Source organism: Tropicibacter alexandrii (assembly GCF_003667315.2).
GTDB classification, from domain to species: domain Bacteria; phylum Pseudomonadota; class Alphaproteobacteria; order Rhodobacterales; family Rhodobacteraceae; genus Tropicibacter; species Tropicibacter alexandrii.
In genome coordinates, this window is record NZ_RCTZ02000008.1 from 1 (window position 1) to 12,763 (window position 12,763).

Below are 12,763 nucleotides of genomic sequence, written 5' to 3' on the forward strand. Positions count from 1 at the left end.
CGCCGACCCTCCCACCCATTGCGGGAATTGAATCAGCCGAGCGGCCTTCGATCAAGGGCGAGTTTTTCAACAAAATACGCCGGTTCTGTGGAAAAACACCCGTTCGCGGCCGCAGAATATCGACGCCTGAACATGGCACGAGCGCCTTTGTCGTCAGGCGTTTCGCGGTTGCTGCGGTGCAGGAAATATCTTGGCCAGTTTCCTGAGGTTCTGGGCGGTGGCGGCGAGGAGGAATTCGTCATTTGCGCCGCAGGGTCCGCGTAATCGGAGCCGGTTCAGGCCAAGGATCCGCTTGAGGTGGGCGAAGAGCATCTCGACCTCCTTCCGCAGCTTGATCGAGATGACGTATTGCTCGGTCTTCGCAATGTCCCGGGCGACCTGCCGGGCATCTTCATGTTCCTCGCGGGTGATCTTGCGAGCAACCGCATTCGGGCAGCACTTCGCTTTTGATAGGCATGCCTGACAGACCTCTTTCAGCGCCCGATAGCGGGCTGTGCCTTTGCCGCTCGGACCGCGGTTCGGATCGGAGTAGTTTCGGCGGAACTGCTTCAGCTCGTGCCCCTCAGGGCAAATGTATTGGTCGTTCTCCGCATCCCATTCAAAGTCGGCGCGGGTCCATGTCCCGTCATTGCGCCCTGACTTGTCGAATACGGGGATGTGGGGCGCGATCTTGCGATCGACCAGCCAGCCCAGCATTGGCGCGGTGCCATAGGCGGTATGCACCGCCCGGCAGTGCATTGCGAAGCAAGGTCACGAGAGGGGGCGATGAGCCGCTCTGGATGAAGGTCGAACTTGGCCTTCACGCGCCTCAGCATGGTCTTGGTTGATCCTACTCCGGCCTGCCGGATCGACCTTGTCGCTCCCAAGTCCACGATGACACCATGGTCCGTGTCGATCAGGTAATTGTCAGAATAGCTGAAGAATGCCGGGCCTTTCCGGGCCGCGGTCCACTGGCTCGTCGGGTTAGAATGCGAGGTAGACTTTGGCTGGACCTCGCTTGCTGCGCCGAATGCGGCTTCGTCCAAGACGTCAAGATACTCGCGAACGGCTCGGGGCGCATCAGCGGGATTGATCTGCCTCGCGTCCCATTCCTCCTTCGGCGATAAGTTGTGCTTGTTCGCATCCGCTTCGATAAAGTTGGCATCAACTGCCATGCGCTGGACGCTAACCAGCCCCTCGTCGATGCACCGGGCCACGGTCGTCTCGAACAGATGCCGGAATAGCTCGCTGTCACGGAACCGGCCGTGCCGTTTCTTAGAAAAAGTCGAGTGATCCGGGACGCGGTCGCTCAGATCGAGACGGCAAAACCAGCGATATGCCAGGTTCAGATGGACCTCCTCGCAGAGCCGCCGCTCGGACTGGATGCCGAAGCAATAGCCCACCAGCAGCATCCGGATGAGGAGTTCGGGATCGACGGACGGACGCCCCGTGTGGCTGTAGAGATCGGCGAGGTAGCTGCGGATGCCGGACAGGTCCACGAACCGGTCGATGGAGCGCCGCAGGTGGTTCTGGGGCACATGATCTTCGAGCGAGAACTCATAGAACAACGCCGGCTGCGCCTCCTGCCGCGGTCCCATCATCGCCAATCCTCCCACCCAATGCAGAAATTGAATCAGCCTACGGCCCTTTAATCAAGGACGAGTTTTTCAACAAAATAGGCCGTCTGTGTGGTCGTGCCTGGTTCGGAGATCAACTGACCGACGTTAGCCCTCTTTGCTGGCCACTCCATGTTCAAGGCGCAAGAGCAGTCCACGAGACCGTACGACCAGGCTGACGGCAGGCAACCAGTGACTTGCCGAACGGGATGGATCGTTTGACCGTTTATGGAAGGCGAAGCTTTTCGAAGCCGGTCGCTTCCGCGAATGCCAGCAGACCGGCTGGTTCTGCGGTTGAGGTGCAGCCAGATATCACCGCAAGAGTGCCGCCCAGCAGAGCCATGGGTCCCTCAGGCGGAGCCGTGGACTGGAGGACTGCCAGGGCAGGCGGCTAGAAGTGGCTGGAAATGAAATAATTTTTCCTAATCGCTGGGTACTAAATGCAGTAGGGGCGCCGTGTGGCGCCCCCTAAATACAGACCTTGGGACAAACTTGCCTCGGTTTGGGACAAACTTGACCGTCTTCTTCACCCTCAAATCAAACCAGCGAGCCGTGGCAGTGCTTGAATTTCTTGCCAGAGCCGCAGGGGCAGGGATCGTTGCGGCCCGGGTTGCCCCAAGTGCTCTGGTCGGTTTCGTCGAAACCGGCGACCAGCGGTTCGCGGGCGGCCTCATCCTCGCCGGTGGGCAAAACGGGTTCGTGCGCGGCCTTGGCTTGGTCGGCCTGCTGCTGCATCTCCTTTTGCTGCGCCATCAGCTGCTGCATCATCGCGCGCTGTTCTTCTTCGGTCATCGGGCGGACCTGAGACAATTGGCTGGAGACTTGCTCCCGCAACGAATCCAGCATGTTCTCGAACAGGGCGAAGGCCTCGTTCTTGTATTCGTTCAGCGGATCGCGCTGCGCATAGCCGCGGAAACCAACGACCGAGCGCAGATGTTCCAGCGTCAACAGGTGCTCGCGCCACTTGCCGTCGATAGTTTGCAGCAGAACCTGCTTTTCGATGTTGCGCATGGTCTCGGGGCCGAAGGCCTCGGCCTTTTCGGCCATCATCTTGTCGGACGCCTCTTCGAGGCGCTCCTTGACGGTTTCCTGATCGACGCCGTCTTCGTCGGCCCAGGACATGATCGGCAGGTCGAGGCCCAGTTTTTCGATGACGGCCGCATACAGACCTTCGGTGTTCCACTGGTCGGCATAGGCGCGCGGCGGGCAATAGATGTCGACCAACTCGTCGATGACTTCGTGGCGCATGTCGGTGACGATTTCCGACAGGTCCTCGGCCTCCATGATCTCGCGCCGTTGGGAGAAGATCACCTTGCGCTGATCGTTCATCACGTCGTCGAATTTCAGCAGCTGTTTGCGGATGTCGAAGTTGCGCCCCTCGACCTTGGCCTGCGCGCGTTCCAGCGACTTGTTCACCCAAGGGTGAATGATCGCCTCGCCCTCTTTCATGCCCAGCGTCGACAGGACCTTGTCCAGCCGTTCGCTGCCGAAGATGCGCATCAGGTCATCGTCCAGCGACAGGAAGAAGGCAGAGCGGCCCGGGTCACCCTGACGGCCCGACCGGCCGCGCAACTGGTTGTCGATGCGCCGGGATTCGTGGCGTTCGGTGGCCAGCACGAACAGGCCGCCGGCCTGCTTAACCGCCTCTTCGTCGGCATCGTGCTGTTTCTCGATCTCGGCGCGGATCTCCTCGGGGTCGCGATCCGGGGCGGCGGCGATGGCCTCCATGATCTGGAATTCGACATTCCCGCCCAGTTTGATGTCGGTGCCGCGCCCGGCCATGTTGGTGGCGATGGTGATCGCGCCCAGCTTGCCCGCATCGGCGACGATCTGCGCCTCTTGTTCGTGCTGGCGGGCGTTCAGGACGTTATGCGGCAGGTTGGCCTGCTTGAGCAGGTGCGACAGCATTTCCGACTTTTCGATGGAGGTGGTACCGACCAGAACCGGCTGCCCCTTTTCATGCGCGCCTTTGATTTCCTCGACGATTGCGTCGTATTTTTCCTTGGCGGTGCGATAGACGCGGTCGTCCTCGTCGATACGCGCAATCGGACGGTTGGTCGGCACCTCGACGACGCCAAGGCCGTAGATTTCGGCGAATTCCTCGGCCTCGGTGGCCGCCGTGCCGGTCATGCCGCCCAGCTTGTCATAGAGACGGAAGTAGTTCTGGAAGGTCACCGACGCCAAGGTCACGTTCTCGGGCTGGATCTTGCAGCCTTCCTTGGCTTCGATGGCCTGATGCAGACCCTCGGACAGGCGGCGGCCCTGCATCATGCGCCCGGTGAATTCGTCGATCAGGATGACCTCGCTGTCGCGAACGATGTAATCCTTGTCCTTGGCGTAGAGTTTGTGCGCGCGCAGACCCTGATTGACGTGGTGCACGATGGTCGTGCTTTCGGGGTCGTACAGGGTCTGGCCCTCGGGCAGCAATTCGTAGACGCGCAGACGCTCTTCGAGGAACTCGTTGCCCTCGTCGGTGAAGGTCACGTTGCGGGTCTTTTCGTCGATCTCGTAGTGATCGTCCTGCAATTCGGGGATCAGCTTGTCGATGGCGACATACAGTTCGGAGCGATCCTGCGCCGGGCCGGAGATGATCAGCGGTGTGCGCGCCTCGTCCACGAGGATCGAGTCCACCTCGTCCACGATCGCGAAATAGTGGTCGCGCTGGTAGATCTGGTTGAGCTCGGACTTCATGTTGTCGCGCAGGTAGTCAAAGCCCAGCTCGTTGTTGGTCGCGTAGGTGATGTCACATTCGTACGCGGCCTTCTTTTCTTCCTCCGGCTGGCGGGGGTAGACGACGCCGGTGGTCAGACCCAGCGCCCCGTACACCTTGGACATCCATTCGGCGTCGCGGCGGGCGAGATAGTCGTTCACCGTGACCACGTGCACACCCCGGCCCGTCAGGCCGTTCAGGTAGGCGGCAAAGGTGGCCATGAGGGTCTTGCCCTCGCCGGTCTTCATTTCAGAGATGTTGCCCTGATGCAGGAAGATCCCGCCCATCAGCTGCACGTCGAAGGCGCGCAGGCCCAAGGCGCGCTTTGCGGCCTCGCGGCAGTTGGCAAAGGCTTCGGGAAGCAGGTGGTCGAGACTTTCGCCCCCCTCGATCCGCTTTTTGTATTCCGCAGTCTTGGCGATCAGCCCGGCATCGTCGAGCTTCTCGAACTCGGCCTCCAGCGCGTTGATCTTTTCCACGATCGGGCGCGTGGCCTTGATCTTTCGGTCATTCGGCGTTCCGAACACCTTCCGCGCGAGTTTTCCCAGCATGATCGAGTATACCTGTTCCCATCTTCGTGTGCGGCATCTGCTTGCCCGCCTCGCACACAGCCCATATGAAACAGGGGAACGACCGGCCCGCAGAGCCTGTATGGCATCTAAGCGGCGGGCCGGAGAGTGTCAACGCCGCGGGGTGCCGCGGCCCTGTCTGAAAGGACAAAACCCATGCTGAAGACCCTCATCAAGCCCGCCTTTGCCGCGCTGGCCCTGACCGTTGCCGCGCCTGCGGTCGCCGAAGAGGTCACTGCCGATACCGTCGTGGCCACCGTCAACGGGACCGAGATCACGCTGGGCAACATGCTGGCCGTGCGCGCGGGTCTGCCGCAGCAATACCAGCAGCTTCCCAACGACGCCCTGTGGGAGGGCATTCTCGACCAGATTATCCAGCAAGAGGCGCTGGCCCAGTCCAAGGAGGCGGTGGAAACCCGCCGCGTCCGCGTGTCGCTGGAAAACGAGCGCCGCTCGCTGATGGCCGCCGAGGCGATCACCAAGATTGCCGAGCGCGCCACCACCGACAACGCCATTCAGGCCGCCTATGATGCGGAATATGCCAATGCCGAAATGGGCAAGGAATTCAACGCGTCGCACATCCTCGTCGAGACCGAGGAAGAGGCCGCGGAAATTCTCGCCGAGGTCAAGGGCGGCGCCGATTTCGCCGAGACCGCGCGCGCGCGTTCGACCGGCCCGTCCGGCCCGAATGGCGGCTCGCTCGGTTGGTTCTCGGCTGGCATGATGGTGCAGCCCTTCCAGACCGCCGTCGAGTCGCTGAACGTGGGGGACGTCACCGGCCCGGTGCAGACGCAGTTCGGCTGGCACGTCATCAAACTGAACGAGACCCGCGTCAAAGAGGCGCCCGCGCTGGAAGAGGTCCGCGCAGAGCTGGTCCAGAAGGTGCAGCAGGACGCCGTTCAGGACCACATCCAGTCGCTGGTCGGCAAGGCCGAGGTCACCCGCAAGGGCATGGCCGAAATCGACACCTCTGTTCTGTCCCAAGTCGAACTTCTGGAGGAATAATTGGGCAAATATCCCCGCTCCCCGCTCGCGCCCGAGCAGTTTCCCGCGCTTCCCGTCATCGACGGGGTGCGCTTTGCCACCGCTCAGGCGGGGGTGCGCTATGCCGGTCGAACCGACGTGATGCTGGCATTGCTCGACCCGGGCAGCGTCGTGGCGGGTGTGTTTACGCGCTCTCTGACGCGCTCGGCCAACGTGTTGGATTGTCAGGCCAAGATCGGCGGCGACTCGGATCGGGGCGCCGCGATCATCGTCAATTCCGGCAATTCCAACGCCTTCACCGGGCGCGCCGGTGAGGGATCGGTCAAGGCAATCTGCGACATGGTCGCCGAGGTCACGGGCCTTCCGGCAGAGCGCGTGTTCACCTCGTCGACCGGGGTGATCGGCGAGCGTTTGCCGCATGATCGGATCACCGCAAAGGTGGCGGAACTGGTCGACAATTTGTCAGCGGATGCCATGGCCGCCGCCGCCGAGGCGATCATGACCACGGATACCTTCCCCAAGGGGGCGGCGGCAGAGATCACCATTGACGGCAAACCGGTTAAGATCGCCGGCATGGCGAAGGGATCGGGTATGATCGCGCCGGATATGGCGACCATGCTGGTCTATATCTTCACCGACGCGCAGATCAGCCGGGCAGCGTTGCAGGACCTCGTTTCCGAGATGTCCAACAAGACGTTCAACTGCATCACGGTGGACAGCGATACGTCCACCTCGGACACGCTGTTGATGGGCTCCACGGGCAAGTCCGGTGTCGACGTGACGGGGAATGCGGAATTTGCCGAGGCGATGCATGGCGTCTTCCTCGACCTCGCGCATCAGGTTGTCAGAGACGGCGAAGGTGCGACCAAGTTCGTGACGGTCAACGTGACCGGCGCGGCCTCGGATGAGGATGCGCGGACCCATGCGCTGGCGATCGCCAATTCGCCCTTGATCAAGACCGCCGTGGCAGGCGAGGACCCGAACTGGGGCCGCGTCGTCATGGCGATCGGCAAGTCTGGCGCTGCGGCGGATCGTGACCTGTTGACCATCCGCTTTGGCGATGTGCTGGTGGCGGAAAAGGGCTGGGTCGCGCCGGGCTATCGCGAAGCGGACGGTGCGGCATTGATGAAAGAGCCGGAGATCACGATCAGCGTGGATATAGGCTTGGGGCAGGGGGCGGCCACGATCTGGACCTGCGACCTGACCCATGGCTATATCTCGATCAACGCCGATTACCGTTCGTGACATAAGGTAGGATGGGTGATCACCCATCCTACTTCAAGGAACTCCACATGAAGATCATACTCGTCTCCGCCGTCGCTCTGATCGACGCAGATGGCCGCATCCTTTTGGCTCAACGTCCCGAGGGCAAGTCCATGGCCGGGCTCTGGGAGTTCCCGGGCGGCAAGGTCGAACCCGGCGAGACGCCCGAAGCGGCGCTGATCCGCGAACTCCACGAGGAGTTGGGTATCGAGACATGGGATTCCTGCCTCGCGCCCCTGACGTTCGCGTCACACAGCTACGACGACTTCCACCTGCTCATGCCACTCTTCGCCTGTCGAAAATGGAAGGGCATGCCGCAATCGAAGGAAGGGCAGGCGTTGAAATGGGTGCGCGCGAATCAGTTGCGCGACTACCCGATGCCACCCGCGGACATTCCGCTCATCCCGATTTTGCGGGACTGGCTGTAAAAAATGATCGATGAAACTTTCATCGTTCGGCGTATTTATTCGACAAGCGCTCAGCCTGCACGGGAATGTTTCTGAAAAGCGCTCGTCATGGCTGGAAATATGGCGAAATTGTGACGTTGCTTTTCTGGAAATATTCACCGTTTCGCAGTACTCTTGTGGCTCAGCTTGCGCATTCAGGGGAACGGAAATGCTGCGAACGATTGTTCTGGGAAGTTGTGTGTCGATCCAAGGCCTGTTCGAAAAGGCACTGCCCGACGGGCGCATTTCGGTCCGTGTCGGGGATCGGATCTACACAGGTCGCCCGGTCGTGGCCAAGGCAGCCTGACATCCCGCTGTCGCGAGACGAAACAAGGCCCCAGAGGGGCCTTTTTCTTTGGCCTCACGTCGGGCAGTGTCTAACATCCCATCAATGCAAAAAGGCCGCCAGCGAGGGCGGCCTTTCTCGTTTCCCTGTTCGTTGGATCAATCCAGCGAACGTTCGATTTCCTCGCGCTCGAAGATTTCGATGACATCGCCTGCGCGGATATCGTCGTAGTTCTCGAACGCCATGCCGCATTCCTGGCCGGACTGAACCTCGGACACTTCGTCCTTGAAACGCTTGAGCGTCTTCAGCGTGCCTTCGTGGATCACGACGTTGTCGCGCAGCAGGCGCACACCGGCGGAGCGGCGCGCCACGCCTTCGGTGACCAGACAGCCCGCGACCTTGCCCACGCCGGAGACCTTGAAGACCTCCTTGATGTTGGCATAGCCGATGAACTTTTCGCGGATCTCGTTCGACAGAAGGCCCGAGGCCGCCTGCTTCACATCATCGACGAGGTCGTAGATCACCGAATAGTACCGAATTTCCACGCCCTTCTGGTTGGCCGAATTGCGGGCCGAGGCATTGGCGCGGACGTTGAAGCCGATGACCGGACAGCCCGACGCTTCGGCAAGGCCAACGTCGGTTTCGGTGATCGCGCCCACACCGTGGTGGATAACGCGAACGCGCACCTCGTCGTTGCCGACCTTTTCCAGCGCCTGAACGATGGCTTCGGACGAGCCCTGCACGTCGGCTTTGACGATGACCGGCAGCTCCGAGACGTTCTCGTCGTCCTTGGCCTTCTGCATCAGTTGCTCAAGGGTCGTCGCGGCACCGGCGGCGGCGCGCTTCTCCTTGGCGACATTGGCGCGGTATTCGGCGATCTCGCGGGCCTGCGCTTCGGTCGAGGTCACGTTCAGAACGTCGCCCGCCTCGGGCGTGCCGTTCAGACCCAGCACCTCGACGGGGACCGACGGGCCAGCTTCCTTGACGCGCTCGCCCTTGTCGTTGATGAGCGCACGGACCTTGCCGTATTGCTCGCCCACGACAAACACATCGCCCTGACGCAAAGTCCCGTTCCGGACCAGAACAGTCGCGACGGGACCACGGCCGACGTCCAGCTGCGCCTCGATCACGGCACCCTCGGCGGCGCGATCGGGGTTGGCCTTCAGTTCAAGGATTTCCGCCTGAAGCGCGATGGCTTCGAGCAGTTGATCCAGACCCTGACCGGTATGCGCGGACACTTCGACATCCTGTACATCGCCCGACATTTCCTCGACGACCACTTCGTGCTGAAGCAGATCGGTGCGGACCTTGGTGGGGTTCGCAGAGGGCTTGTCGCACTTGTTGATCGCGACGATCATCGGCACACCCGCCGCCTTGGCGTGGTTGATGGCCTCGACCGTCTGCGGCATCACGGCGTCATCCGCAGCAACCACCAGCACGACGATATCCGTCACCTGAGCGCCGCGCGACCGCATCGACGTAAAGGCCGCGTGGCCGGGCGTGTCGAGGAAGGACAGCACGGAGCCGCTGTCGGTCGTCACCTGATAGGCGCCGATGTGCTGGGTGATCCCGCCAGCTTCGCCAGCGGTCACCTTGGCATCGCGAATCGCGTCCAGAAGCGAGGTCTTGCCGTGGTCGACGTGACCCATGATCGTGATGACCGGGGGACGCGGCTGCAGTTCCTCGGGCTTGTCTTCGACGGTCTTGATGACGTCCTCGACATCGGCGTCGGAGACGCGGGTCACGCGGTGGCCGAATTCCTCGATTATGAGTTCGGCAGTGTCGGCGTCGATGGTCTGGTTCTGCGTCGCCATGATGCCGTTGTTCATCAACGACTTCACCACGTCGGCCACGCGCTCTGCCATCCGGTTCGCCAGTTCGGCGACGGTGATCGCCTCGGGCAGCTGGACGTCACGCACGACCTTTTCGCGCTGCTGGGAGCCGCCCATCGCCTTTTGGCGCTGGCGTTCCTGCTTGCGCTTCATCGCAGCCATGGACTTCTGACGGCCACCTTCGCCCGAAAGCGCTTGGTTCAGCGTCAGTTTGCCCGCGCGGCGGCCACCGGCATCGTCGCCGCGGCCACGGCCACGGGTGTTGCGATCCGCTTCGGGCTCGGCCCGACGCGGGGCCGGCTTGTCCTTGGACGGCTTGGCGCGGTTGTCTTCCTGCTTGGGGGCAGGCTGGGCAGCGGCAGCCGCAGCGGCCTTTGCCTTTTCTTCAGCGTCGCGCTTGGCCTGCTCTTCGGCCTCGGCCTTGCGGCGCAGGGCCTCTTCGGCCTCGCGCTGCTCACGCTCTTTCTGTTCTTTCTCCGCGCGCAGGCGCTCACGCTCTTCGGCGCGGGCCTTTTCCTCGGCCTCCCGCTGCGCGGCTTCCTCGACCTCGCGGGCCTTGGCGGCCTGCAACGCCTTCAGGCGGCGTTCCATTTCGGCATCGGAGATCCCGGCAGGGCGCTTTGCCCCCGAACCGACGGGGCCGGTGCCACCGGGTTTGCCGGTGCCGCCCGCACCCGGTTTCGGGACCACGACGCGCTTGCGCTTGGTTTCCACCACGACGTTCTTGGTCCGGCCATGGCTGAAGCTCTGCTTCACGCTGCCAGAACGCGGGCCCCCGCGTACACCAAGTGTCTTCTTGCCGTCATTATCGCTCATAAAGCTTCTTCATCCTTTCCGACGGCCCCTGCCGCCGCGATCCGCATCGGACACTCCGACGCGTATACCCTTCAACCGTTGGGCTTCCTCTACAACACGACGACTGAGTCCACCAGCGCCAAGCGCGGCATGTATCACAGTTTGTCGTCCAAAGGCCATGCCCAGCTCATCTGCGGAGAGCCAACCGATATAGGTGCCGCCATATGGCGTGCTCAACTTGGTCTTTCCGCGTTCGGATCCGTCCGTCGCCTGGATCAGGACGCGGGCCTCTTCCTTGCCCAGCCAGTCCTTCACCTTTTCGTAGCCCGCCACCGCGTCGCCCGACTTGCGGGCGAGGCTGATGAGGTCGACAACCCGGCGGACCAGCATCTGTTCGAGCAAATCCACCAGACCATCGGGCACCTGCACCGGCTGTTTGGCAGCGCGGGCAAAAAGCCCTTTCGAGGCCGCCTTTTCAACAGCGGCCCGGTCGGCGGCTATATATATGCCCCGTCCCGGCAATTTTCCAGCCAGATCGGGAACAATCCTGCCATCGGGACCAAGGACAAAGCGGATCAGGCCGAATTTCGGCTGTACCTCGCCCGTGGCGATGCACTTCCGCTCCGGCCCGTCCTCGCGGTCCTTGGTCTGTCCGCCTCGCGACAAGGGCTTACTCCTCCGCCTCTTCTGCGACGTCTTCCTCTTCGTCGGCTTCCAGCTCGGTCGGGTCGACCCAGCCCAGAAGGACGCGGGCGGTCATGACGAGGTTCTGTGCGTCTTCGAGCGACACGTCGAACTTCTCCAGCAGGCCCTCGTCCTTGACGCGCTGGCCGTTCTGGGTGGTCCAGCCACCGGCCAGTTCCCAGTCGGCGCAGGTGGCGAAGTCTTCGAGCGTCTTGATGCCATCCTCGGCCAGCACTTCGATCATCTGCGGCGTCAGGCCTTCGAACCCGAACAGGCTGTCATCGGCACCCAACTCGCGGGCGTGGGCCTCGGCCTTGCGGGCTTGTTCTTCGAGGAACTCGCGGGCGCGGGTTTGCAGTTCGTTGGCGGTGTCCTCGTCGACACCGTCGATAACCAGCAATTCGTCCTGATCGACATAGGCGACTTCTTCGAGGTTGGTGAAGCCTTCGGAGACCAGCAACTGGGCAAAGAATTCGTCCAGGTCCAGCGTTGCCATGAACAGCTGGGTGCGCTCTTCGAATTCCTTCTGGCGGCGCTTGGATTCCTCTTCCTCGGTCATGATGTCGATGTCGAGACCGGTCAACTGGGATGCCAGACGCACGTTCTGACCGCGACGACCGATGGCGAGCGACAGCTGCTCGTCGGGAACGACGACCTCGATGCGCTCGGCCTCTTCGTCCAAAACCACTTTCGACACTTCGGCCGGTTGCAGCGCGTTCACGAGGAAGGTCGGCATATCCTCGTTCCACGGGATGATGTCGATCTTTTCGCCCTGAAGTTCGTTCACAACGGCCTGCACGCGGCTGCCGCGCATACCGACGCAGGCGCCCACGGGGTCGATGCCGCCGTCATAGGAAATGACAGCGATCTTGGCGCGCGAACCGGGATCGCGGGCGACGGCCTTGATCTCGATGATGCCGTCGTAGATTTCCGGCACTTCCATCTTGAACAATTCGGCCATGAATTCCGGCGCGGTGCGGCTGAGGAAGATCTGCGGGCCACGGGTCTCGCGGCGCACATCCTTGACGTAGCAGCGGATGCGGTCGCCGGGGCGATAGGCCTCACGGCCGATCTTTTCATTGCGGCGCAGCACGCCCTCACCGGCGCCCACGTCGACGATGACGTTGCCGTATTCCTCGCGCTTGACGAGACCGTTGATGATCGTGCCGGCGCGGTCCTTGAATTCCTCGTACTGGCGATCCCGCTCCGCTTCGCGGACCTTTTGCAGGATCACCTGCTTGGCCGATTGCGCGGCGATGCGGCCCAGTTCGACCGGCGGGACTTCCTCGACGAAGGTGTCCCCGATCTGGGGGTCGGCCATGTATTGCTTGGCCTGCTGGATGGTCATCTCTGCCTGATAGTTTTCCAGCTCTTCTTCCTCGACCACGGTGCGGACGCGGGTGAAGGTCGCCTTGCCGGTGCGGCGGTCGATGGACACGCGGATGTCCATTTCCGCGCCGTAGCGGGACTTGGCCGCACGGGCGAGGGATTCCTCCATCGCTTCGACGACCAGACCGGGGTCGATCATCTTTTCGCGCGCCACCGCCTCGGCGGTCTGCAACAGCTCAAGCTGGTTGGCAGAGGTGATTGCCATCTGTC

The 12,763-nt window shown here is 62.2% G+C and carries 9 protein-coding genes and 1 pseudogene; 5 read left to right on the plus strand and 5 right to left on the minus strand.

Annotated elements, in window-relative coordinates:
* The coding region (locus D8Z78_RS24845) for a hypothetical protein (protein ID WP_206169681.1) at window positions 1-206 on the plus strand (206 nt) is incomplete at its 5' end.
* Here D8Z78_RS24845 and D8Z78_RS11780 read toward each other — a convergent pair.
* Window positions 154-1,580, minus strand: a pseudogene (locus D8Z78_RS11780) (IS1182 family transposase). The gene D8Z78_RS24845 and the pseudogene D8Z78_RS11780 sit on opposite strands and share 53 nt — an antisense overlap.
* A 552-nt stretch (window positions 1,581-2,132) precedes the next feature.
* Entirely contained in the window at window positions 2,133-4,856 is a 2,724-nt protein-coding gene (gene secA / locus D8Z78_RS11785) for a preprotein translocase subunit SecA (protein ID WP_121631147.1), read from the minus strand.
* 174 nt (window positions 4,857-5,030) lie between these two features.
* Here secA and D8Z78_RS11790 point away from each other — a divergent pair, with 174 nt between their 5' ends.
* The 4 genes from D8Z78_RS11790 (at window position 5,031) to D8Z78_RS24850 (ending at window position 7,874) form a co-directional block, all read left to right on the plus strand.
* Window positions 5,031-5,879 (plus strand): peptidylprolyl isomerase, encoded by an 849-nt coding sequence (locus D8Z78_RS11790; protein ID WP_121631148.1) that lies wholly within the window; start codon window positions 5,031-5,033, stop codon window positions 5,877-5,879.
* Window positions 5,880-7,103 (plus strand): bifunctional glutamate N-acetyltransferase/amino-acid acetyltransferase ArgJ, encoded by a 1,224-nt coding sequence (gene argJ / locus D8Z78_RS11795; protein WP_121631149.1) that lies wholly within the window; start codon window positions 5,880-5,882, stop codon window positions 7,101-7,103.
* A gap of 47 nt (window positions 7,104-7,150) precedes the next feature.
* Complete coding sequence (mutT, locus tag D8Z78_RS11800) at window positions 7,151-7,549, plus strand: 8-oxo-dGTP diphosphatase MutT (protein ID WP_121631150.1); 399 nt, start codon at window positions 7,151-7,153, stop codon at window positions 7,547-7,549.
* Between the two features lie 187 nt (window positions 7,550-7,736).
* Complete coding sequence (locus D8Z78_RS24850) at window positions 7,737-7,874, plus strand: hypothetical protein (RefSeq protein WP_206169677.1); 138 nt, start codon at window positions 7,737-7,739, stop codon at window positions 7,872-7,874.
* Window positions 7,875-8,011: 137 nt separating this feature from the next.
* On the opposite strand, the gene infB is transcribed toward D8Z78_RS24850, so the two are convergent.
* Genes infB through nusA form a run of 3 tightly spaced genes read right to left on the minus strand, consistent with a single transcriptional unit; the run spans window position 8,012 to window position 12,758 of the window.
* On the minus strand, window positions 8,012-10,501 hold the full coding sequence (gene infB / locus D8Z78_RS11805; RefSeq protein WP_121631151.1) for a translation initiation factor IF-2: 2,490 nt from the start codon (window positions 10,499-10,501) through the stop codon (window positions 8,012-8,014).
* Window positions 10,502-10,510: 9 nt separating this feature from the next.
* A complete protein-coding gene (locus D8Z78_RS11810) occupies window positions 10,511-11,146 on the minus strand; it encodes an RNA-binding protein (protein WP_121631152.1) in 636 nt (211 codons plus the stop codon).
* Between the two features lie 4 nt (window positions 11,147-11,150).
* The gene (nusA, locus tag D8Z78_RS11815) at window positions 11,151-12,758 is read right to left on the minus strand and encodes a transcription termination factor NusA (RefSeq protein ID WP_121631153.1); all 1,608 of its coding nucleotides are present in this window, start codon (window positions 12,756-12,758) and stop codon (window positions 11,151-11,153) included.
* Between the last annotated feature and the right edge of the window lie 5 nt (window positions 12,759-12,763).